General features: G+C 42.8%; 21 protein-coding genes. 8 read left to right on the top strand and 13 right to left on the bottom strand.

Annotated elements, in window-relative coordinates; genetic code table 11:
* Positions 1–9: 9 nt before the first annotated feature.
* The 6 genes from glyA to ACVPPQ_RS09020 all read right to left on the bottom strand — a co-directional run bounded on the left by glyA (position 10) and on the right by ACVPPQ_RS09020 (position 5,346).
* Positions 10–1,257 (bottom strand): serine hydroxymethyltransferase, encoded by a 1,248-nt coding sequence (glyA, locus tag ACVPPQ_RS09045; RefSeq protein WP_463494103.1) that lies wholly within the window; start codon positions 1,255–1,257, stop codon positions 10–12.
* 19 nt (positions 1,258–1,276) lie between these two features.
* Positions 1,277–2,290 carry an L-threonylcarbamoyladenylate synthase gene (locus tag ACVPPQ_RS09040; RefSeq protein WP_463494101.1) on the bottom strand — a complete coding sequence of 338 codons (1,014 nt, stop codon included), beginning with the start codon at positions 2,288–2,290 and terminating at the stop codon, positions 1,277–1,279.
* Positions 2,291–2,321: 31 nt separating this feature from the next.
* Positions 2,322–3,188 (bottom strand): peptide chain release factor N(5)-glutamine methyltransferase, encoded by an 867-nt coding sequence (prmC, locus tag ACVPPQ_RS09035; protein ID WP_463494099.1) that lies wholly within the window; start codon positions 3,186–3,188, stop codon positions 2,322–2,324.
* Positions 3,166–4,263, bottom strand: coding sequence for a peptide chain release factor 1 (prfA, locus tag ACVPPQ_RS09030; RefSeq protein WP_463494097.1), 1,098 nt, complete (start codon positions 4,261–4,263; stop codon positions 3,166–3,168). The genes prmC and prfA overlap by 23 nt, the downstream gene beginning before the upstream one ends.
* Positions 4,264–4,269: 6 nt before the next feature.
* Complete coding sequence (locus ACVPPQ_RS09025; protein WP_025083206.1) at positions 4,270–4,863, bottom strand: thymidine kinase; 594 nt, start codon at positions 4,861–4,863, stop codon at positions 4,270–4,272.
* A gap of 168 nt (positions 4,864–5,031) precedes the next feature.
* Positions 5,032–5,346 carry a glutaredoxin family protein gene (locus ACVPPQ_RS09020; RefSeq protein WP_025083205.1) on the bottom strand — a complete coding sequence of 105 codons (315 nt, stop codon included), beginning with the start codon at positions 5,344–5,346 and terminating at the stop codon, positions 5,032–5,034.
* Between the two features lie 181 nt (positions 5,347–5,527).
* On the opposite strand from ACVPPQ_RS09020, the gene ACVPPQ_RS09015 reads away from it, so the two are divergent.
* The gene (locus tag ACVPPQ_RS09015) at positions 5,528–6,877 is read left to right on the top strand and encodes a MurT ligase domain-containing protein (RefSeq protein ID WP_463494094.1); all 1,350 of its coding nucleotides are present in this window, start codon (positions 5,528–5,530) and stop codon (positions 6,875–6,877) included.
* Positions 6,874–7,617, top strand: coding sequence for a type 1 glutamine amidotransferase (locus ACVPPQ_RS09010; RefSeq protein WP_463494092.1), 744 nt, complete (start codon positions 6,874–6,876; stop codon positions 7,615–7,617). The genes ACVPPQ_RS09015 and ACVPPQ_RS09010 overlap by 4 nt, the downstream gene beginning before the upstream one ends.
* A gap of 120 nt (positions 7,618–7,737) precedes the next feature.
* On the opposite strand, the gene ACVPPQ_RS09005 is transcribed toward ACVPPQ_RS09010, so the two are convergent.
* Positions 7,738–10,050 (bottom strand): glycoside hydrolase family 31 protein, encoded by a 2,313-nt coding sequence (locus ACVPPQ_RS09005; protein ID WP_463494090.1) that lies wholly within the window; start codon positions 10,048–10,050, stop codon positions 7,738–7,740.
* A 60-nt stretch (positions 10,051–10,110) separates the two neighbouring features.
* A complete protein-coding gene (gene ppdK / locus ACVPPQ_RS09000; RefSeq protein ID WP_463494088.1) occupies positions 10,111–12,735 on the bottom strand; it encodes a pyruvate, phosphate dikinase in 2,625 nt (874 codons plus the stop codon).
* A gap of 176 nt (positions 12,736–12,911) precedes the next feature.
* Between ppdK and ACVPPQ_RS08995 the strand changes: the two genes are divergently transcribed.
* From ACVPPQ_RS08995 to ACVPPQ_RS08985, 3 genes are all read left to right on the top strand, one after another.
* Entirely contained in the window at positions 12,912–13,535 is a 624-nt protein-coding gene (locus tag ACVPPQ_RS08995; protein WP_025083201.1) for a helix-turn-helix transcriptional regulator, read from the top strand.
* Positions 13,536–13,556: 21 nt separating this feature from the next.
* A complete protein-coding gene (locus ACVPPQ_RS08990; RefSeq protein ID WP_463494086.1) occupies positions 13,557–14,354 on the top strand; it encodes a pyruvate, water dikinase regulatory protein in 798 nt (265 codons plus the stop codon).
* Between the two features lie 121 nt (positions 14,355–14,475).
* Positions 14,476–14,724 (top strand): hypothetical protein, encoded by a 249-nt coding sequence (locus ACVPPQ_RS08985; RefSeq protein ID WP_025083199.1) that lies wholly within the window; start codon positions 14,476–14,478, stop codon positions 14,722–14,724.
* A 93-nt stretch (positions 14,725–14,817) separates the two neighbouring features.
* Here the strand turns inward: ACVPPQ_RS08985 and ACVPPQ_RS08980 are convergent, their stop codons facing one another.
* A complete protein-coding gene (locus ACVPPQ_RS08980; protein WP_463494085.1) occupies positions 14,818–15,333 on the bottom strand; it encodes an adenylate kinase in 516 nt (171 codons plus the stop codon).
* A gap of 37 nt (positions 15,334–15,370) precedes the next feature.
* A complete protein-coding gene (locus ACVPPQ_RS08975) occupies positions 15,371–16,012 on the bottom strand; it encodes an HD domain-containing protein (RefSeq protein WP_463494083.1) in 642 nt (213 codons plus the stop codon).
* 117 nt (positions 16,013–16,129) lie between these two features.
* On the opposite strand from ACVPPQ_RS08975, the gene ACVPPQ_RS08970 reads away from it, so the two are divergent.
* On the top strand, positions 16,130–16,591 hold the full coding sequence (locus tag ACVPPQ_RS08970) for a hypothetical protein (protein ID WP_463494082.1): 462 nt from the start codon (positions 16,130–16,132) through the stop codon (positions 16,589–16,591).
* Positions 16,592–16,645: 54 nt separating this feature from the next.
* Here the strand turns inward: ACVPPQ_RS08970 and manA are convergent, their stop codons facing one another.
* Complete coding sequence (manA, locus tag ACVPPQ_RS08965; RefSeq protein WP_463494081.1) at positions 16,646–17,626, bottom strand: mannose-6-phosphate isomerase, class I; 981 nt, start codon at positions 17,624–17,626, stop codon at positions 16,646–16,648.
* A gap of 89 nt (positions 17,627–17,715) precedes the next feature.
* Positions 17,716–18,444: a GntR family transcriptional regulator gene (locus tag ACVPPQ_RS08960; RefSeq protein WP_463494080.1), complete on the bottom strand. Its 729-nt coding sequence runs from the start codon at positions 18,442–18,444 to the stop codon at positions 17,716–17,718.
* Between the two features lie 187 nt (positions 18,445–18,631).
* On the opposite strand from ACVPPQ_RS08960, the gene ACVPPQ_RS08955 reads away from it, so the two are divergent.
* Both ACVPPQ_RS08955 and ACVPPQ_RS08950 read left to right on the top strand, forming a co-directional pair.
* Entirely contained in the window at positions 18,632–19,969 is a 1,338-nt protein-coding gene (locus ACVPPQ_RS08955) for a glycoside hydrolase family 1 protein (RefSeq protein ID WP_463496358.1), read from the top strand.
* 15 nt (positions 19,970–19,984) lie between these two features.
* Positions 19,985–21,295, top strand: coding sequence for a PTS sugar transporter subunit IIC (locus ACVPPQ_RS08950; RefSeq protein WP_463494079.1), 1,311 nt, complete (start codon positions 19,985–19,987; stop codon positions 21,293–21,295).
* Positions 21,296–21,337: 42 nt separating this feature from the next.
* Here ACVPPQ_RS08950 and ACVPPQ_RS08945 read toward each other — a convergent pair whose 3' ends face one another.
* Positions 21,338–22,348, bottom strand: coding sequence for a serine hydrolase domain-containing protein (locus ACVPPQ_RS08945; RefSeq protein WP_463494078.1), 1,011 nt, complete (start codon positions 22,346–22,348; stop codon positions 21,338–21,340).
* Positions 22,349–22,408 lie beyond the last annotated feature (60 nt).

Here is a 22,408-nt window from a genome sequence, read left to right as displayed (position 1 = left end):
ATTGCAAAATTAATCTAAAAATTTTGCTTGCGTTAACGGAAATTGTTGTGTGAGTTCAATCACCGCTTCACTAACAGCCGTCATGGCTGCTAAATCAGTATGGTTTTCGATCACTTTTAAAATCAACTGTGCAACTTTTTCACAATCAGCTTCTTTAAATCCGCGGGTTGTAATGGCTGGTGTGCCAATTCGAATCCCACTGGTCTTAAAAGGCCCTAATTGTTCAAAAGGAATTGTATTTTTATTAACGGTAATATGGACACTATCCAATAAACTTTGAACTTCCTTACCATTTAAACCACTTTTTGATAAATCTAATAACATTAAATGATTATCTGTTCCGCCTGAGACAACCCGCACTAAATCAGATTGTTCAAAAACGGCCGCCATCGCTTGCGCATTGGCCACGATTTGTTGCGTATAGGCCGTGAATTCAGGTTGGAGGGCTTCTCCAAGTGCCACTGCTTTAGCCGCAATCACGTGTTCTAGTGGGCCACCTTGAATCCCAGGGAAGACTGCGGAGTCGATGGCTTTGGCATATTCTTGTTTACAGAGAATCAAACCGCCACGAGGGCCGCGTAACGTTTTATGGGTTGTGGTTGTCACAACATCAGCATATGGCACTGGGCTTGGGTGAACACCCGTTGCCACTAAACCAGCAATATGGGCCATATCAATCATTAAATAAGCACCGACGTGATCGGCAATCGCACGTAATTCTTTGAAGTCGATTGTCCGACTGTACGCCGAGGCACCAGCCACAATCATTTTAGGGTGAATTTCTTCAGCAATTGTTCTTAATGCCGCATAGTCAATCTGTTCATCTTGATTAGCCACGCCGTAACTTGAAAATTCATACAATTGACCACTAAAATTAAAGGGTGAGCCATGGGTTAAATGACCACCATCGGTTAAGTTCATCCCGAGAATGTGATCACCGGGTTCTAATAAAGCTTGATAAACCGCCATATTCGCTTGCGAACCAGAATGGGGCTGCACGTTAGCGTGTTCAGCACCAAACAATTCCTTAGCGCGATCAATCGCAATCGTTTCAATTTGATCGATATATTCACAACCACCGTAGAAACGTTTATTCGGATAACCTTCTGCATATTTATTCGTGAGCACACTACCCTGTGCTTCTTGAACGGCAGCCGAAACGATATTTTCAGACGCAATTAATTCAATATTATGAACTTGCCGATTTTCCTCTTGCTTAATTAAATCATAGATTGCCGTATCTGTTTTTGCCAACATTGACAACACCCCTTATCTTTTATTGAAAGTGCTTTTGCCCCGCAGATTTTTCAAGTCGATTCATGTAAGCCACACCGACGCCCGTCATTGTGAATCCTTGAACTAAGATGATTTTGACTTCTGGATTTAAATCAAAATACCGTAAGCCATCAAAAAGATGTCGGCTAGCTGAAACAACTGAATCACCTAACGAGAATTGATCTTTGAAGCGGACTGTCGTTTGATTGGTTAAAATATCATCGACCGCCATCACCCCGAATGGCACATTTTGTTCAGCCGCCCATTGAATTGCTTCATTAAATTGAGCTGGTTGATCAATAATATAAACCTGTGCATTCGGTGCATAATGTTTATATTTCATGCCAGGCGCCTTTGGTATCTCAGAAGCACCTACTTGATGATGGTCGGCAATAATCGGGCCAATCACCCGTTCAATCGCTTCTTGTGTGACAACGCCAGGACGCAATATAACGGGAGTCGCAACGCTTAAATCAATCACAGTCGATTCTAACCCAACCCCTGTGGGTCCATCATCCAATACGCCAGCAATCTTGCCACTTAAATCATGTAATACATGATCAGTCGTGGTTGGACTTGGTTTACCGGACGTATTCGCTGAGGGCCCCACTAATGGCACACCCGCTGCTTGAATTAAATCCAAAGTCACTTGATTAGCAGGCATTCTAAACGCGGCCGTCTTTAAACCACCGGTCACAACCGACGCTAATGCATTCGGTTTCAATGGTAGAATAATCGTCAACGAACCTGGCCAGAACGCCTCAACCAATTGTTTAAACTTAGGGCTCAACGTTGCAGCGTACTGTGCAACCGTCTCAACTGACGCAACATGGACGATTAGCGGATTATCACTTGGTCGACCTTTTGCCGCATAGACTTTTTTGACTGCTTCGGGATTAGTAGCATCCGCGCCCAATCCGTAAACCGTTTCAGTCGGAAACGCAATTAACTCACCTTGCTTGATATCAGCTGCGGCTGCGGCAATTTGTTTGACTGTGTATCGTTTTGTTTCCATTATATGCCTTCCTTACTCGACGTCTATCTCATCATATCAAATTATTCGTTAAATTGTAACTACCACGCATCATTCTAGGCCAATTTGCTAAATCTTTTTTGAATTCCAGCGAAATATCCGAACTATAATTCAAAAAAAGCTTTTCAATATTCGGTTTTTGCTTGTAGCCGAATTCCAAAAACAATTCTGCTGTCGGTTTAAAGTATGGTAACACTTCTTTAGCAAAGCGTTCATAAAAAAGCAGACCCTCTTGAGCAGCAAATAGCGCAATGTCTGGTTCATATTCTAGCACAGAGGCATCCATGACTGCCCGTTCTGAATCCGCGATATACGGCGGATTCGAAACAATGATGTCAAATTGTTGACCATTGACTGGCGCTAAAAAATCCCCCTGTTCAAAATGGACACCGCTCTGCAATTGTTGGGCGTTCTCTTGAGCGACGTTTAAAGCGTCCATCGAAATATCAACCGCCGTCACTTGCCAATTGGGGCGTTCTAACGCCAACGTATTGGCAATCGCCCCCGAACCGGTGCCGACATCTAATACTTGCAGCGTTTGATTGACATCCGGATGCGTTGTTAAAACCCATTCGACCAATTCTTCTGTTTCAGGACGCGGAATCAAGGTCGCCGGCGTCACTTTAAATTCACGACCATAGAAATCAGCATACCCTAAAATATATTGGGCCGGTTGATCGGCTGCAAACGCTTGAATAGCGATTTGGTATTGTTGCCATAAAACCTCAGGCATGTCACTTTGATAATTCAACACCAATTGCGTGTTAGACCAATGTTGTAATCCGGATAATAAGAAACGGGCTGCTTCTCGTTCTTTATCCCGTTCTTCTAGAAATAAAAAAGCCCAATTCAGGGCTTTAAGATAGGTGCGTTGTGCCATCTTGTAATTGCTCCAATTTCTCAGTTTGGTCAAATAGGATTAACGCATCAATCACATCACCTAATTCACCATTCATAATTCGGTCCAATTTATTCAAGGTTAAGCCAATTCGGTGATCCGTCACCCGGTTTTGTGGATAGTTATACGTTCTAATCCGTTCGGAACGGTCCCCAGAACCCACGGCCGATTTACGACTTGAATCATATTCACTTTGGTTTTCTGATTCATAAAAATCATAAACCCGTGATTTTAAAATTTGCATGGCTTTCACTCGGTTTTGTTGTTGTGAACGTTGATCTTGCATTGCCACTACAATCCCGGTTGGTAGATGGGTCATCCGAACGGCTGATGACGTTTTATTGATATGTTGACCACCGGCACCAGAAGCCCGGTAAACATCGGTCCGAATATCTTTCGCTTCTAATTGAACGTCGACACCATCATATTCAGGCATCACCGCTACCGTAGCGGTTGACGTGTGGACACGGCCTTGTGATTCCGTCTTAGGGATTCGTTGGACACGATGCGCACCATTTTCATATTTTAATTTTGAATAAACATTCTTACCAGTAATCATCATGGCAACTTCTTTGAAACCGCCGACTTCAGTGGCCGTTTCATCGATAATTTCAGTTTGCCAATTCTGTGATTCGGCGTAACGTTGATACATGTTTAATAAATCACCGGCAAAGAGACTGGCTTCATCACCACCGGCTGCCCCCCGAATTTCCATAATGATATTTTTTTCATCATTAGGATCGGTTGGTAACATCAACAGTTTGATGCCTTGTTCTAGTGTTTCTTTTTCAGTTTGGAGTTCACTTAAATCAGCTTTAGCCAATTCAGTCATTTCAGCGTCATCAGAGTCACGCAATAGTTCTTCGCTTTCTTCAATTTCGCTGAGGACTTCTTTCAGACGCGTATACTTCGCAACGATATCGCGTAAGCCCGCTTCTTCTTTCGATAGTTCCATGTAACGACTAGTATCGCTAATAACGTCTGGATCCGACATTAATTCTTGTAATTCAGCATAACGGTCTAATAAACCGTCTAGTTGTTCAAACATTTTATCCATTAATGGTTAGCCTTCCTTTTCAATCTGCGTTTTAACGGGTGGGTTAAAATAATGTTTCCGGCAAACCGGATAGTAAGCTTCGTTCCCACCAATTTGAATTTGTTCACCCGTGTAAACGGGCTGACCATCATTCATGCGCAAATTCATAATTGCCTTTTTACGGCAGAACCAACAGATTGTCTTCATTTCTTCAATCTTGTCAGCAAATAACATTAAGTATCTTGAACCTTCAAATAATTCGTTGCGGAAATCATTTTTAAGACCAAACGCCATCACGGGAATGTTCAAGTCATCCACGACGTGTGCCGCTTCTAATACGTGATGTTGTTCTAGAAATTGCGATTCATCGATTAAGACGCACGCGGCATCTGGATTCGTATTTTTAACCAATTCAAAAATATTCGTATCCGCAAAAATCGGTGTTGCTTCGCGTTTTAGACCGATGCGACTCGACACGATGCCAACGCCGTCTCGGTTATCAATCCCACTGGTTAAAATGATGACTGATTTATCTTGTTCCTCATAATTATGCGCGACTTTCAAAATTTCAATTGATTTGCCACTATTCATTGCACCATACCGAAAAAATAATTGCGCCAAACTCAAACACCCCTAATAAGCACATTTTAGTCTAGTATACCTGAAAATAAGTAGCGCAACAATATTGGAAAGTCATAAAAACGACTATTTATGCTCGAAATGACAAAAAAATAACCCATCCTCGATTCGGATAAGTTATTGCCAACAGCATCTGACCGCTGCGGACTATTATTTTTGATGCCATTGTTGAATCTTGCTAGGCTGAAATCCCGCCCAATATTCTAATAAGTCTTCGCTATCATCATCGATAATCTTAACCAATGGTAATTGTTGAATCTCATATTTTTCTTTAAGGCGTTCAACCTTGCGTTCGCTCCATGACCGTTTTTGTTCATCGTCACTATTAACGTCGATCGAATTACTCTCTTCGGAATTACCGTAGTAGGTATTTTCGTAAGGAAACCCCAATTGGTCCATCAACCGCGTTGTCATCTTGCATTGCGGACAATGGGGCTTGGTATAAATCACTGCGTGAACTGCCATCTTATGCCTCCAAAATTGAATTAATCTGAATGGTTTTATTATAGCAAATCTAACAAGAACTACTCAATGTTTTAATCATTTGATTGTATAAGCTGCCCTGATGACCGCTATCAGTGCAACAAAGTCGTATCCTAATTTCCGAAAATATGCTATGATAATTGGCATTGAAAGGGTGGCTTGCATGACAATTAAAAGTACATTTGCTAAAACGTCTGGCCGTTTTTCATATTGGTTCTTACACACCTTTATGCAAGGCGGTAGTTCATTGCCTGGTCAGATTGCGACCAAACTTGACCCAGCCGTTTTAAAAGATTTAACCAAAAATTACGATGTGATTATTATCACTGGGACGAATGGTAAAACATTAACGACCGCTTTAACCGTCCAAATATTGAAACAAAAGTACGAAAATATTATGACGAACTCGACGGGCTCTAACATGATGCAAGGCATCACAACGGCCTTCTTAGCGCATCGCCCTCAAAAAGGCCAACGTGACCTCGCGATTTTAGAAGTTGATGAAGCCAATGTTGAACCGCTATGTCGGTATATCGAACCTAAAGCCATCGTGATGACTAATATTTTCCGGGATCAGATGGATCGTTTTGGCGAAATCTACACCACTTATAACAAAATTCTGGATGGTGTTAAATTAGTCCCGAACACAACTTTAATCATGAACGCTGATGTACCCCTATTCTCATCAGTTGAACTCCCTAATCCGAAACTTTATTACGGCTTTAACCATTTACCAGATGGCGAATTACTAGCGCCTAGCAATACCGATGGCGTTCTCTGTCCCATCTGTGAACACATTATTCACTACAAATTCATTACTTACAGCAGTCAAGGTAAATTCTATTGTCCAAATTGCGGCTTCAAACGCCCTGAATTGATGGATCAAGTCACCGCCATTGATGAACTACGGCCGACTAGCTCAAGCTTTGAAATCAACCAAGAACCGTTTGCGATTTCAATTGGTGGGATGTACAACATTTATAACGCGCTCGCAGCATACAGTATTGGCCGCTTCCTCGATGTGGACGTCGCCGACATTCAAGCCGCCTTCACGAGTAATAAAAAAATATTTGGTCGTCAAGAAGTGATTCAAGTTAAAGATAAAGAAGTCACTTTAGTCCTCGTTAAAAATCCGGTTGGCTTAAACCAAGTCCTCCAAATGATTGAATCCGATCCCGAAGATTTCTCATTAGCGATGTTGTTAAACGCCAACTATGCTGATGGCATTGATACTAGTTGGATCTGGGATGGCGAATTCGAATCCCTCCTCAAGTCGGGGATTCCAACAATCATTACGGGTGGTGAACGGCGCGATGATATCACCTTCCGCTTAAAAGTGGCCGGTGTGACCGAACAACAATTACAAGAAACGGCCGATCTAGACGCGACTTTACGCGCCATCGAAACCGCCCCCACTAAACACGTTTACGTCCTCGCAACTTATACGGCAGTCTTACAACTCCGTAAAAAAATGGCTGAACATAACTACATCAAGAAAGGGATGTCCGTATGACCCAAACTTTAAAAATCGCCCACCTCTATGGTAACTTGATGAATACTTATGGAGATCTTGGTAATATCCTCGTTCTTAATTATTATGCCAAAAAAATTGGTTTACAAACCGAAACCGAGGTTATCAGTATTGGTCAAGAATTTGAGGCGAGCCGTTACGACATCGTCCTATTCGGTGGTGGTCAAGACTTCGAGCAAAAAATTATCTCTAAAGATTTAGAATCCAAAGCAACCGCCATTACCAACTATATCGAAGATGGTGGCGTCATGTTAGCGATTTGTGGTGGCTATCAACTACTCGGTCACTATTACATCGGTGCTGATGGTTCTAAAATTCCCGGTATTGGCGCACTCGACCATTACACACTTAGCCAAGATAACAGTCGCTTTATCGGCGATATCGTCATTCATAACGATTTATTTGACGAAACCTATCTCGGTTTTGAAAATCATAACGGCCGCACCTTCTTAGGCAAGCATGAACAACCCCTCGGCCGCGTCGAACGCGGTCATGGTAATAACGGCGAAGATGGAACCGAAGGTTGTGTCTACAAAAACACCTTTGGTTCATACTTCCACGGCCCAATCTTAACCCATAACGGGGTTTTGGCGAAACGCTTACTCGCAACCGCCATCACCAATCGTTATCCTGATTATGATTTAACGGCGCTAAAAGCCCTTCCGATTGAAGAATCACGTTACCAAGTCGATGCCGCGGGCGTTAAATTGGTCCAAAATTAAGCTGTGACAGAACTCGGTTATCAATTGAGTATCAAGTTAAAAAAACGAGTATCCTGAATTTAGGATACTCGTTTTTTTGATTTGAACGGAAATTGATGAGTGATGGCGCGCGTTAAAAATTTATAAAATATACACCAATTCATACAACATCTTCGCTAAATCATGATCGGCCAACGTGTTTAAAAAGTTGATGAAGCGAATTTTATCCGGCGCCTTTAAGAATTGGGTCCAGATTTCGTTTTTCAAATCGTATTCAATTTGTGCTTGATTCAACTTATTGAATAACCGATCAACTACCAATCGACGTTGGAGCATAATCCGTAAACGATGCAGACTAAATGTGACTTGGCGTTGTTGCGAATCGACACTTGAGTAAACAAATGCTTTATCATTCTCAACTAATTCAATTGGAGTCACGTTACCGATTCCATTTTTAATCGTTGGTTCAAAATCGGTGACACCCCGGAATTGAAATTGATAATGTCGATTTTTTGGAATGATTTGCCCTGGATCAACCATTCGCATGGTTAATTCTTTATTTAACCAATCAAAGATAAAATGCGTGCGCGCCACTTGCCCATCTAAATGTTCATATAAAACATACTCGTTACTAGCGCCTGGGAAAATTAGTATTTTTAAAACCTCTGGTAACTGATTAACATCCGCCATGTAATTCGGATTCAACGGCACAATCGCCCCAGCTTTGGCAAACACCGGAATCCGCGTTTCATCCCGAAAAACACTCAGCGTTGTGTCACCGCCGTATTTCAAACCGTTAAAGAAATCAAACCACATCCCTTTCGGTAACCAAACACGGACCTGGCTTTGATCTAAATGACGTAATTTCGGGGTGACGACCGGTGCCACCAATAATTCCGTTCCAAATAAATATTGGTGCTGGTTCTTAAAGGCTAATGGCTGATCATACGTATAATACATCGGTTTAACTAATGGCACACCAGCCGCATGGGTTTGGTAGTTCGCGCTGTCTAAATAGGGTAACAATTCGTGCCGTAGCCTTAAGAAACGAACCATATTAGTTGCGGCAAAATTTTTATAGCGCCACGGTTCTTTGCCGTTAAACGGATTATTGGCGCTGTGTAGGCGCATAATCGGGCTAAAAACGCCCAATTGCAACCAACGTAACGCCAATTCATCGTCGCGAATGCCACCCATATGACCGCCAATGTCGTGACTCCACCACGTATAACCAATATTGGCGGCCGTCGCTGTGAAATACGGTTGAAACGCTAAAGCGGCCCACGAAATATAAGTATCACCCGAAAAACCAATCGGATAGCGATGACTGCCAGGACCCGCATAACGCGATAAAATCAGTCCTTCACCGTGGTGCTTGGCCGCGCTATCGCGATAGTGATAGTGGTTCAATAGCCATAATGGATCGACATCGCGCACGCCTAAAGTACCCCCCTGTTGCCAATCCAACCACCAAAAATCGACACCCATCTCTTCAAGCGGCTGATGAACTTCTTTAAAATACGTTTCCCGAAAAGCCGCCTGATTTAAATCAAATAACGCCGGTTCTTCATTGTTTTGATCCAACCCTAATTTTTGAGCGACCACTGGATATGTCGCCTCGTAAGCCCGAATCCCCGCTGCCGGGTGAACATTCAAAGTGACTTTCAAACCTCTAGCGTGCAGTGTCGCTAAAAAATGGGCAGGATCGCTAAACAACGCTTGATTCCACGTATAACCCGTCCAACCAGAGCCAAACCGTTTGGGAATGTCGGTGAGATGCCAATCCATATCCAACGTCACGACGCTAAATGGCAATCCATCCCGATCGAAACGATTTAACAATTCGGTCAAGCTGCGCTCACTGTATGCCCAGTAGCGACTCCACCAATTACCAAGTGCATAGCGGGGCAATAACGGTGTCGGACCCGTCAATTGATAATATGCTTGTAATGCTTTTTGAAAATCATGTCCGTATGCAAAATAATACCAATCGGTTGTCCCAACATCGCGCGGACTAAATTGATCCTTTTCTAAAATAAAACTCGCCGAATCATCAAGCGCCGCAAAACCATTGTAGGCCATGATTCCGGGCGCTAACGGTACCACACCGTCAGATTTATCCAAGGTGCGGACGGTGCCGCCTAAATTTTCAACCAATTCACCAAAATGCCACCGATTATGATAATCGGAATAACGGTAATTCACATCAATGTATAACGTATCGGCTGCAAACGGTCCGCCTTTGTAATATAAATGGTAATAATTCGTGATAATTTCGATTTCAAAATGATTATGAGCCGTCAATACTTGATAAGGCACTTCCGTAAACTCGCGATTTTGCACCATCTGAGTTGTTCGGTCTTCAAACTGACCGTCAGCTGAATATTCCATCCGCAATAGGCGTTCCGTTAAAATCGTAAACCGATACTGCTGACCTCTAACTTGATTGGTCATTTGATCACCTCATTTAAAATGAGCTTATCAACTTAACCCAAAAGCTGTAAAGAAATCTGTCTATTCAGTAGCCGTTCGTAAGGCAACTTGGGCAGCTGCTAGCCGAGCGCTCGGTACCCGATATGGCGAACACGAGACATAATCAACGCCGAGTGCCTGACAAAAAGCGATGGAGGCGGGATCCCCACCAACTTCCCCGCAAACCCCAATCGATAATCCATGTTTCGTTTGCCGGCCCTTTTGAATCGCGATTTTCATTAACGCCCCGACACCATCTTGGTCTAACGTTTGGAATGGATCTTTCGTTAGAATTTCTCGCTCTTGATACGCCCCAATAAAATGGCCGATATCATCTCGCGAAAAGCCAAACGTCATCTGGGTTAAATCGTTGGTTCCGAAACTAAAGAAATCAGCTGAAGCCGCAATTTGATCCGCAACTAAACAAGCGCGTGGCACTTCAATCATCGTCCCAATCTGATACGCAATCGTTTGGGCTTGTTGTGCTAAGAAAGCATCAATTGTTGTGGTTAATTGGTGTTTCAACAACTGCATTTCAGTCGCAGTGCCGATTAATGGCAACATGATTTTAGGCGCTACCGCGTGCCCTTGTTCAACTTGAACGGCCAACGCACTTTCGATAATCGCTAAGACCTGCATTTGATAGATTTCTGGATAAGTCACCGCTAAGCGACTCCCCCGATGGCCCAGCATGGGGTTTACTTCGACTTTCGCCGCAATCCGGCGCTTAATTTCGGCTGGCGTAATCTGTAAGGTCGTTGCTAATGCTAATTGATCAGTGGTTGACTGTGGTAAAAACTCATGCAACGGTGGATCTAATAACCGAATCGTGCATGGTCGGTCCTGGGCTAATTCAAAAATCGCTTTAAAATCGGTTAATTGGAGTTCTTTTAACGCTGCTAACGTGATTTGGCGATCACTTAATTGATCCGCTAAAATCATCTCGCGCATCTTGAAAAGCCGTTCAGGTCCGAAAAACATGTGCTCGGTCCGGACTAACCCCAATCCTTTAGCGCCAAATTCAAACGCCGTTGCTACTTCCTTAGGGGTTTCAGCGTTGGCCCAAACATCAATTGGTGCCTCCGCATCACACCAATCGAGAATCGTGTTGAGGGCTGCTTGTTGCTTGCCAGTTTGTTGGTCCAATGCGCCTAAGTAGATTCGACCAGTGTGACCATCAACCGAAATAATCGCGCCTTCTCTTAATAGCTGTCCGTTAAAATCCGCTTGTTTCTGATCCGCATCGACACTCAATTGCGCACAACCAACGACGCAACAGCAACCCATGCCCCGAGCGACCACCGCTGCGTGCGAAGTCATCCCGCCACGACTCGTGACAATCGCTTGACTGACGATCATTCCATCGATATCTTCCGGTGAGGTTTCTTGACGGACTAGAATCACTTTTTCACCGGCTTCGTGCGCCACTTGTGCTTGTTGTGCATCAAAATAAATTGCACCAGTCGCCGCCCCCGGACTAGCGGGTAACCCCGTTAATAACAATGGCGCTTGCTTCAAGGCTTGCGGATCAAATACCGGATGTAAGAGTCCCTCAATCATCGCCGGTTTTAACCGTAAGATGGCCGTTTGTCGGTCAATTAAGCCTTCTTCGACTAAATCTAGCGCAATCTTAAAAGCTGCTTGAGGCGTTCGTTTACCAATCCGGGTTTGCAAAACATACAACTGCCCGGCTTCAATCGTAAATTCCATATCTTGCATATCTTGGTAATGGCGTTCAAGTTGATTCGCCAATGTTTTAAATTGGTCGTAAATCGTTGGTAATTGCGCTTTTAGCGTGGCAATTGGTTCTGGCGTTCGAATGCCCGCGACCACGTCTTCGCCTTGCGCGTTCAATAGATATTCACCAAACAAACCTGGTTCACCCGTTGCGGGGTTCCGAGTAAACGCGACACCCGTCCCACTTTGTCCTTGATAATTGCCGAAAACCATTTGTTGAATATTAACGGCTGTGCCCATTGCCGCATCAATTTGGTGTAACCGCCGATAAGTTTGAGCCCGCGGATTTAACCATGATTTAAAGACCGCTTCGACCGCCAGGTTTAACTGTGCCGTTACCGATTGTGGGAACTGCGCATCATCTGCGTTCTGATAGAGCGTTTGATAAGTCTGAATCAATTGCTTTAGATCAGCCAGGGTTAAATCAGTATCATTGACAACCTGTTTGGCACGTTTCAAAGCTGTCAATTCGGCTTCAAAAATTGATTTATCAATTCCGTAAACAACATCACCGAACATTTGAATTAATCGCCGGTAACAGTCATACGCAAACCACGGATTATGCGTTTGCTTCGCGAGACCTTCCACGGTTTGATCGTTGAGGCCTAAGTTCAAAACGGTATCCATCATCCCTGGCATCGAAATCGGTGCCCCACTCCGAACCGAAACTAGTAAGGGTTGTTCTGGATTGCCCAATTCGCGGTGCGTTGTTGCTTCTAATTGTTGAACCGCTTTCATTAAGTCGCCTTTTAAAAAGTCACAATCTAGTTGGTCATTGGTTAAATAACGTTGGCAAGCTGCCGTCGTAATCGTAAAACCGGCTGGCACGGGTAAGCCTAAGCGCGTCATCTCAGCTAAGTTTGCCCCTTTACCGCCTAATTCAGTATTGGTTAATGTTTGATTTTCAGCAAAAGCATAAATATATTGCATTGTGATAGCCTCCAATATTTTATTGAACATCAACAGCATATAGTGTGACACATTAAAAGTCAATAGTACGTCACATTTAATTATATAAGCTATACTATTATCCGATTTTGATTGCAAATAGGTTGTCGCTATTTTATAATAGTCTTATTGAAATCGGTTAAAGTAAAGGAGTCATTATGGAATTATCAGCGCGTCAAAAGCAAATTATTCAAATCGTCCAAAACGATCAACCGATTAGTGGCACTAAAATTGCCGGACAACTTAATTTATCGCGCGCGACTTTGCGTAACGACCTCGCGATCTTAACGATGACTGGCATTCTAGACGCTCGTCCGAAAGTCGGTTATTTTTACGTCGGTCAAGAGGTCGCCCCATTGCTCGCCGATCATCTGTATCAGGCAACGGTCGATCAACTGATGATTCCCCCGTTACTGATTCAACAAGCGACCACTATTGATGAAGCCGTCACGCAACTTTTCATGCACGATGTCGGTTCATTGTACGTCGTCGACCAACAACAAAAACTATTGGGCGTTCTCTCACGTAAAGATCTATTACGTGCAACGATTAACGCCACTAATACCAGCACGACCCCCGTGGCCATGATTATGACCCGCATGCCCAACATCGTCACGATGACTGAACACAAAACGATTCTACAAGCCGGCCAACGATTAATCGCCCACCAAGTCGATTCGCTACCGATTGTCGAACCTGACGGCGTGACCGTGATTGGTAAGATCACCAAATCAATCATTATGCGCTACTTTATCGAAGAAGGATTACACATTCAAAACTAAGCTTGCTTGGAGGTTTTCAAAATGTCAGCGATTCCAATTTTTATGATTTCAGATTCAATCGGCGAAACTGCCCGCTCTGTCGTGTCAGCCGTCGCCGCTCAATTTCCCCAATCAGTTCCTCTAAAAATCCAACGCTTCCCATTCGTCACCGATCAAGCAACGTTAGTGCCGATTCTAAAAGACGCCCAACAGGAACAAGCGATTATTGTGACGACTTTAGTCAATCGGCCCTTACAACAATCAGTCACCAAATTCTGCCAAGCGCACAATTTAACCCTCATCGACCTATTATCATCGCTAACGGCAGCGATTAGTGACCGCAGCCAAACCGATTCCTTAGAAGCGCCAGGCTCCTTACGTAAATTAGACGAACACTATTTCCACCGAATTAGCGCCATGGAATTTGCCGTTCGTTACGATGATGGTAAAGAACCGCGTGGCTTATTAGAAGCCGATATCGTTTTATTAGGCGTCTCCAGAACCTCTAAAACCCCATTGAGTATGTACCTAGCCAATCAAAATTATCGGGTTGCCAACTTACCCTTAATTCCTGGTGTCCCATTACCCAAGGAACTCTTTAAAGTGCCCACCCATAAAATTATCGGCCTCACGATGCCACTCCAAACGCTACTCAAAATTCGCACCGAACGCCTGGCAACCCTCGGCTTACCCCAGACGACTAATTATTCCGCCGCCACCAGCGTTAGTGATGAACTTGCTTATGCGCAACAACTCTTTGACACGTTAGGGGCGACCGTCATCAACGTGGCCGATCGCTCAATCGAAGAAACCGCCAGCCTAATTCAAACCATGATTTAATGTTTAATCAAGCTCTTAACCTTTTCTGAAGAAAAAATGCATTTATTATTCATAAAACAACAATACTTTGGTAATAGTTAGTCGCTATACTGAACTTATCATCAAGAAGGAGCGATTGACTATGTTAGTACAAACGCAAAATATTGAATCCGTTAAAATTAAAAGCATTGAAAGCCATGATAAAGTTTGGGCTACGACTGAAAACGGCCAAGTGATTGAATTACATATTACCGAACAACAAAAAACCGACCGCCTTTTCTGGGAATCATTGATTAATATTCTTCGGGCCGAATTATGGTTACCACTTCAAAAAAGAACTCACGAACTCTTACAAAATGACTGGCTAACGAGTGAACCCACTTTAGCTTAGATCCTAAAAAGCGCCACGACACCTTACTAATTCAGTGTCGTGGCGCTTTTTAAAATCGATTAATTTCGCTAATAGCATCGTATTGATTCCACGCTACCAGTCAAAATCCGTTTGGTATTGTTCATCAATGTATTCATAGTTGATATGCTGCTTTTGCGCTTGTTCTAAAAAATAAGCATTATCCTTCAAAACCGTTGCTAAAGTACAATGATCATCGTCTAACCGGTGTTCAATCCGATTGGCATATTGCTTAATATCATCAAAATGCTTTCGAATGTAATGCTCACTCATAATCAGACAGATAAATTTGATGTCATTTAAATATGGTTTAGTAAAACTTCGCTCCCAATCAAAAGGAATATAACAGCCCTCGACAATCAAGTTCTGTTTATTCTCAATCGCAGTTTTAACCATCTCAGAAACAATTGGCCATAAGTATTCGGTCAAAGTGGCATCGTCACTCAATGGTGTCAGACCAGTCTGGCCACTTCGAATTAAACCCATTTTCAAAATATCGATTGAAAGGTAGGGATATTGATATTTCTCAAGTAACTTTTGGGCAAGCACCGTTTTCCCAGTATGTGACGCACCCGTTATCAAAATAATCATTTGCCACTTTCCTTCCCACAATCACGATTCGCCCTTTTTAGCGTTCGCCCTGCCATTCCGCTAAATACTCCGTCACAAAATCTTGCATCACTTGGGTCCGTTTCGTCGCCAGCGTCTTAGCGACTGGCGTATTCATGGTCGCCGCCAACTTAAATAACTTTTCATAAAAATGATTAATGACTGTCGTCGGTTCCCGGTAGTTGGTGGCGGTTAATTCGGCCCGCGGTTCAATCTGCAGATCATAAGCCACCCCCGAATGTGCACCACCGTACATAAAGGTCCGACCAATACCAATCGCACCAATTGCGTCTAACCGGTCCGCGTCTTGGACAATTTGCCCTTCGAGCGATAATACTTGTTGTTGGTCGATATTTTTAACAAACGACATATGCTCGATAATCGTCAGAATCGCTTGTTGCCGCGTAACTGATACACCAATGACGGTTAACTGCGCCACCATCGCTTGGCGGGCTTGTTCAACATCAGCGGCCACTTTTTCATCAATCACATCGTGTAACAGCGCCGCCATTTCAACCAACGTCCCATCCGCTGTTGGAATTTGTTGGCAGATTAAACGTGCATTGCGGACCACCCGCTGAATGTGATCAAAACCATGCCCACTGTGTTCAGTCGCTAACTGCACTTTAACGTATTTTTCAATCTGTTCAATTTGATTCATGCTTATCGACCACCGTTTTCCTCTTATTCTAATGAAATCAAACGTTAATTACTAGTTCAATTCGCCCCCAATTGTGCTATACTCTGATAAAAATCTAATTGGAGGCGTTTTATTGTGATGAAACAAGTGAGAACCATTAAAATACTAATCCTCAGCACCATCATTCAACTGAGCATCTTGGTCGCTGGCCAGGCCCATCTCAGTTTGCGATTGCCGATGCATGTCGATTTTAATGGTCAAATTACGACGACAATCGCTAATCAAAACCACCCTTTCCTCCGTAGTGCCGCTTTGTTAGTAATGTTTGCGTTAGTCGCCAGCTTTTTAATCTTGACAAGCACAGCCATTCAATCCCGATTCAATACGATGCTGCTGAACATCAATGCCTTAATCAGTCGTCTCTGCCAACTAACAGCAGTTTTTATCACCATGATGGCCTGGCTTTTCTTAGCAACCATGCTGGAAGGTCACGTTCAATTATGGTTGATGCTGACCAACTATTTGTACACATTGGGGTTACTGATTGTCGTTGGTCAGTGGTTGTATCAACTCATGCAGATTAATCATTCTTCAAAATAATCAACCTAAAAAAACCGGTTAATCTGAATCAGATTAACCGGTTTTTACGTTATATTATTTAGTTGATTCACCAGGTTCAGAGGCAATAATTTGCATATCCCCACGTAAATCCCAAGCTTTAATCGCAAATGGTAAAACAAAATGCATGTTTTTATGAATGGGATAAACTTGTCCATCAACCACTAATTCACCAGCGCCGTCAACCACGGAGACTAACGTATAAGGTGCGTTCGTCCGATCAAAATGCAATTGATCTTTGACCAACCATTGATAAACACTGAAAAATGGTGACATTGGTGGTTGCACGTAAGTCGTAATCGTTGAAGCCCCGACTTGTTTGGTTTGAATGTTTAATTCTGGATCGTGATGCGGCACCGTCGTCGTATCAATTGATTGTTGTAAATGTAATTCACGTTTTTCACCCGTCTTAGCATCGACCCGATCATAATCGTATAACCGATAAGTCGTATCACTACTTTGTTGGGTTTCTAGGGCCATAATCCCCTTATTTAAAGCGTGAATTGTGCCGCTTGGGACGTAGAAGAAGTCACCAGTTTTAACCGGAACTTTCCGCAATAATTGGTCCCATTGGCCTTGATGAATCATATCGGCTAATTCGGCTTCCGTTTTAGCGTAATGACCATAAATTAAATACGCACCGGGTTCAGCATCTAGAATATACCAACATTCAGTTTTACCGAGTTCAGTTGGGCCTTCATGAGCGGCTGCATAAGCATCATCGGGATGGACCTGAACAGATAAGCTAGCTTCAGCATCCAGAATCTTCGTCAATAATGGGAAAACTTCACCCCTGGCATTGCCGAAATAGTCGCGATGTTGGGCCCAAGCTTGATCCAAAGTTAGCCCTTTTAAGGGCCCATTTTCTATGGTACTAGGGCCGTGTGGATGGGCTGAAATCGCCCAACATTCACCGATATCGCCGGCGGGTAATTCATAATCGAATTCTTCAGCAAGCTTGCGCCCACCCCAAATTTTTTCTTGAAAGACTGGTTTTAGAAATAACGGTTCTGTCAATTCAATCACTCCTAATGCACTTTTATTATCAATGGTTTCTATTCTACCACAAATGAAAGCGGATAAGCAGTCAAAATGTGACCGCTTTATTAATTTGCTCTAGCATTCCCCATATTAATGGTTGTAATACTCCCCTTATCAAACCGATGGCGGGTCGTTGAATATTCAAAAGGTTCCCCTGTTTGTAAAAAGACGGTTTGTTCGACTTGTAAAACTGGTTCAGTGATAGCGCATTTTAAATATTCTTGATCCATCTGGTTAGGCTGATCGGCACTAATTTTACGATAAGCTGCCCCAATTTTAAAATTCAATTGATTTTCAAGATAGGCGTAAATCGATTCTTTTAAAATATCATCCGTTAAATCACCCAGTATTTTAGCTGGCATAACAGAATGCTCAATACAATACGGGGCTGTGTCTAAATAACGAACCCGAATAATATCATACACCGCATCAGTTTTAGTCAACTGCAGTTTATCTTGTTCATCTGCATTAGGCAATCGCAATTCATTTTTTAAAATTTGACTCTTAACAACTGCCTGGTCTTTAAATAACTCCGTGGTCCCGACGTATTGATTAATACTGGTGTCTAACCGCGACAACGAGGCTGCATTGGACTTGATAAAGGTCCCTTTACCTTGCGTACTATAAATTAAACCTTCAAAATTTAAAATTTCTAATGCTTTTTGAATGGTCATTCTCGACGTCTGAAATTCCTGAGCTAATTTGATTTGTTCTGGTAATAGACCACCAGTCGGATAAACACCCTCTAGAATTCGATTACGAATAATTGTTGCAATATCTTTATATTTCGCCATTTTATCCACCTACCATTTACTATCCAAATTATAGCATACTCATCACCGATTGAATTGATGTGTTAATTTTTAATAATGACTTTACATTTATAAAATAAAACGTTATCATTATTCTCGAATACAGAAATGGAGGTTTTTACTTGTGAGTTTAAATAAAGATTTTTTATGGGGTAATTCGGTTTCAAGTATGCAAAGTGAAGGTGCTTGGGTGGCTGATGGGAAAGGAAAATCAGTTTATGATATTAAACCAGCCACCAAGACCACCTCTGATTGGAACGATGGCATTGATGAATACCATCGTTACGCAGAAGACGTTGCCCTCATGCAAGACATGGGAATGAACTGTTATCGTTTCCAAATTTCTTGGTCGCGGATTTTTCCAAATGGTGACGGTCAAATCAACCTAGCCGGCTTTGACTATTACGATCATTTAATCGATGCTTTACAAGCTGCTAATATTGAACCCATGATTTGCTTATACCATTTCGATATGCCATTAAAATTAGCACAGCAACACAACGGCTTTGTCAGTCGGCAAGTCACCGACGCTTTCGTCAACTTTGCGAAAGTCGTGATTGACCGTTATGGTAAACAAATCAAGTATTGGTTGAGTTTTAATGAACAAAATGGTTATCTTTTTGAAGCTGGTTTTGAAAATAGTGGCTATCTAGCTGGTAACCAAACCCTTGAAGAGCTCTATACGATTGCTAATAATACCATGGTGGCGCACGCTCAGATTGCTAACTACCTGCATGCCAACTTTCCCAAGGATCAAATTGGCGGTATGTTGGCCTATCAAGAGTTCTACCCGGCGACTAACCATCCCGAAGATGTCTTTGCGGCTCGTAAAGCCTCTGAATTCATCAACCAAAATTTTGTGGACGCTTTTGTTCGCGGTAAATATTCTAATGAAGTTTTATGTTATTTAAAAAATCATGATTTATTGTCCACGATTCAGCCCGGTGATCTAGCACTCATTGCGAGTCATCATAATGATTTCATTGCACTCAGCTATTATTATACGGTGGCCTTAGATCACACCAAGCTCACCGATAAAACGCCACCTAATTTTTATATGCGTGATGCTAGCGTCCCTAATCCGTATTTAGAAAGTAGCGAATGGGGTTGGCAAATTGATCCGCTAGGATTTAGAAACGTTTTAACTAAGCTCTCAAATGAAACCCAATTACCGATTTTCCCAATTGAAAACGGAATTGGTGTTCAAGAACAAATTGATGCCAACAATCCGATGATTCAAGATGATTATCGGATTAAGTATCATCAATCGCATATTCAGGCGCTTTGTGATGCAGTCAACTTAGATGGCGCTAATATTATCGGTTATCTAGGTTGGGGCCTCATCGATATTCCCAGTTCTAAAGGTGATATGCGCAAACGCTATGGCGTTGTTTATGTCAATCGGGATAATCATGATTTAAAAGATCTAAAAAGAATTCCAAAAGCCAGTTATTACTGGCTGAAACAAGTCATTGCCAGCAACGCTGAAAATTTGACTGATAAATAATAAGGAGGTTCTACAATGGAATCAACAAAACGAAGTCAGAAATTTATTGACCAATTCACCAATATTGCTTTTAAAATCGGGAATCAAATTCATCTGCGCTCACTGCGCGATGCGTTTGCCATCATTATGCCATTATTTATTTTGGCCGGTATCGGCGTGCTGGTTAACAATGTCATCTTTCCTTGGTTTATTTCAGGCCAAACACTTAAAAACTGCCAATATTTCGGGACTTACATCACGAACGGCACCTTAAACATTGCTGGTTTACTAATTGCGCCCACAGTCGGCTATTGCTTAGCGCGCAATAAAAACTACACCAATAAAATTTCAGCAGCCATTATCGCCTTAGCGACCCTAGTTGTTATGATGCCCATCAATATTCCAGCGACAACGGTCAGCGGTCATTCAGTGAACGTGACCGGTGTCTTGCCCTTTCAAAATATCGGCACAACCGGGATGTTTTCTGGGATTATCATCGGCTTGGTTGCAACCGAATTATTTATCCGACTATCTAAATTCAAGAAATTACAAATTCGTTTAAGTGATGCCGTTCCATCAGCCGTTGCTGGTTCGTTCAACACGATGATTCCAGCTTTAATTACAATGAGTTTATTTGCAGTTTTGGCTGCGATTTTAACCGTTGTTTTCCATACGGATTTAATCACTTTAATCACAACCTTGATTCAAGAACCATTACGCCGCGTTAATACTAGTTTACCTGGTCTATTATTGATTTACGGCACTGGCAATCTGCTATTCTCATTTGGGATTCATCAAGCGGTGATTAACGGGACTTTATTAGATCCAGTGCTCTTAATTAATATGAATAAAAATATGGCCGCTTACGCTGCTGGTAAACACATTCCTTACATCATTAATAATGTTTTCCGTGATACATTCGGGATGTTAGGTGGTACTGGTAGTACCATCTGTCTCCTCATTGCCACGATTCTTTTCTCAAAATCAAAAGCCAGTCGCGACATCACTAAATTATCTTTCGTTCCTAGCCTTTTCAACATCAACGAACCCGTTATTTTCGGTTATCCAATCGTCTTTAACTTCGCCTTAATTATTCCATTCGTTTTAATGCCGGGACTCGGGATTAGTATTGCTTACTTCTTTACCGCGATTGGTTGGATGAATCGTGTGGTGGTCATGGTACCTTGGACCACACCACCATTATTAAATTCCTATTTAGCCACTGGCGGTGATTGGCGAGCACCCGTCATTCAAGGCTTAACGTTAATCTTAGGCGTACTCATTTACTGGCCATTCCTTAAAATCAGTGAACGGGTTGCCGCTAAACAAGCTGCTCTTAATCTATAACATCAAAAAACGACGTAAATTAAATTTTACGTCGTTTTTTATTTAATGATTCTCCTGTAAAAATTGTTGAACAATCTGGTCGCGTCGTTCCAGAAAAGCAGGGTTATCGGCCGTTGGGTGGATGCGATTGGTTAAGACCACCATCCCCGTTTGGCGTGCACGATCCAGTAACATGAATGTCCCGGTAAAACCAGTATGGTAAATCAGCGGGTGTTGGTTCCGGACATCAAAGCGTAAATCCCAACCTAACGACCGGTGCAGATGGGCCGGTGTCCAATCCCGATATAACGCTTGAACACTGCCCTGAGTAATTGGTGCGTGTTCGACTGTCAATTGGCCGAGTTGAAATTGGGCGAAGCGCACAACATCTTTTAACGGCGCAAATAAGCCCGCTGCGCCACTGTGATTCTGGAGCGTATAACTTTTAGGATCGTGAACAACCCCCTGTATCAAGCCCCGTTCAGTCGTTAATTCAGTCGGTACGGCCAGTTGGCGGTCAGGTGCAAATGTACTGTCATTGAGGCCGAGCGGGGTTAAAATTTGTTCCTGAATCAAATCTTGAATGGGTTTTTGACAAATCGCTTCAATCATCCAACCGAGATACAATAGGCCGATGTCAGTATAGACGACCTTCTTTTCAAAATTCGGGCCAACCGTCAGTTGCGTCAATAACGCTTGTTTCAAATCCTGAGCGGCTAATTGATTCCGATTGGGAATGTAGCCCTCTAAGCCGGATGTGTGGGTTAATAAATGTAAGACCGTTACTCGGCGATCCTTGAAGGCCGGTAGAATTCGGCAAACTTTCGTGTTAAGCGCCAATTGGCTATGTTCCAATAACCGTAACGTTAATGTCGTCGTCCCAATCACTTTGGTTAATGACGCTAAATCGTATAGTTGATCCGGTAGTAGTGGTTTCGTGACCGGCACCTTTTGGGCGTCACCCACGACTGTCTGTTGACAATCGAGACCGTCGATTAACGCGTACGAGACGCCGGGTACAATTTGATCCGTTACTAAAGCTTCGATTTGAGCGGCTGTTTGATTAAAGCGCATTGGCTCACCTTCTTTTCTGATTACTGTTAGTATCACGCAAAGTTTTAAAATGTGCAAATA

The organism is Latilactobacillus parafuchuensis, from assembly GCF_055271665.1.
The sequence above is the reverse complement of the archived record's forward strand: the minus strand, read 5'-3'. Positions and strand labels throughout refer to the sequence as shown.

What these genes read in the sequence shown, in the direction of transcription:
- glyA (WP_463494103.1), bottom strand. Translation starts at nt 1,257, where the DNA reads ATGTTGGCAAAAACAGATACGGCAATCTATGATTTAATTAAGCAAGAG.
- ACVPPQ_RS09040 (WP_463494101.1), bottom strand. Translation starts at nt 2,290, where the DNA reads ATGGAAACAAAACGATACACAGTCAAACAAATTGCCGCAGCCGCAGCT.
- prmC (WP_463494099.1), bottom strand. Translation starts at nt 3,188, where the DNA reads ATGGCACAACGCACCTATCTTAAAGCCCTGAATTGGGCTTTTTTATTT.
- prfA (WP_463494097.1), bottom strand. Translation starts at nt 4,263, where the DNA reads ATGGATAAAATGTTTGAACAACTAGACGGTTTATTAGACCGTTATGCT.
- ACVPPQ_RS09020 (WP_025083205.1), bottom strand. Translation starts at nt 5,346, where the DNA reads ATGGCAGTTCACGCAGTGATTTATACCAAGCCCCATTGTCCGCAATGC.
- ACVPPQ_RS09015 (WP_463494094.1), top strand. Translation starts at nt 5,528, where the DNA reads ATGACAATTAAAAGTACATTTGCTAAAACGTCTGGCCGTTTTTCATAT.
- ACVPPQ_RS09010 (WP_463494092.1), top strand. Translation starts at nt 6,874, where the DNA reads ATGACCCAAACTTTAAAAATCGCCCACCTCTATGGTAACTTGATGAAT.
- ACVPPQ_RS09005 (WP_463494090.1), bottom strand. Translation starts at nt 10,050, where the DNA reads ATGACCAATCAAGTTAGAGGTCAGCAGTATCGGTTTACGATTTTAACG.
- ppdK (WP_463494088.1), bottom strand. Translation starts at nt 12,735, where the DNA reads ATGCAATATATTTATGCTTTTGCTGAAAATCAAACATTAACCAATACT.
- ACVPPQ_RS08995 (WP_025083201.1), top strand. Translation starts at nt 12,912, where the DNA reads ATGGAATTATCAGCGCGTCAAAAGCAAATTATTCAAATCGTCCAAAAC.
- ACVPPQ_RS08990 (WP_463494086.1), top strand. Translation starts at nt 13,557, where the DNA reads ATGTCAGCGATTCCAATTTTTATGATTTCAGATTCAATCGGCGAAACT.
- ACVPPQ_RS08985 (WP_025083199.1), top strand. Translation starts at nt 14,476, where the DNA reads ATGTTAGTACAAACGCAAAATATTGAATCCGTTAAAATTAAAAGCATT.
- ACVPPQ_RS08980 (WP_463494085.1), bottom strand. Translation starts at nt 15,333, where the DNA reads ATGATTATTTTGATAACGGGTGCGTCACATACTGGGAAAACGGTGCTT.
- ACVPPQ_RS08975 (WP_463494083.1), bottom strand. Translation starts at nt 16,012, where the DNA reads ATGAATCAAATTGAACAGATTGAAAAATACGTTAAAGTGCAGTTAGCG.
- ACVPPQ_RS08970 (WP_463494082.1), top strand. Translation starts at nt 16,130, where the DNA reads ATGAAACAAGTGAGAACCATTAAAATACTAATCCTCAGCACCATCATT.
- ACVPPQ_RS08960 (WP_463494080.1), bottom strand. Translation starts at nt 18,444, where the DNA reads ATGGCGAAATATAAAGATATTGCAACAATTATTCGTAATCGAATTCTA.
- ACVPPQ_RS08955 (WP_463496358.1), top strand. Translation starts at nt 18,632, where the DNA reads ATGCAAAGTGAAGGTGCTTGGGTGGCTGATGGGAAAGGAAAATCAGTT.
- ACVPPQ_RS08950 (WP_463494079.1), top strand. Translation starts at nt 19,985, where the DNA reads ATGGAATCAACAAAACGAAGTCAGAAATTTATTGACCAATTCACCAAT.
- ACVPPQ_RS08945 (WP_463494078.1), bottom strand. Translation starts at nt 22,348, where the DNA reads ATGCGCTTTAATCAAACAGCCGCTCAAATCGAAGCTTTAGTAACGGAT.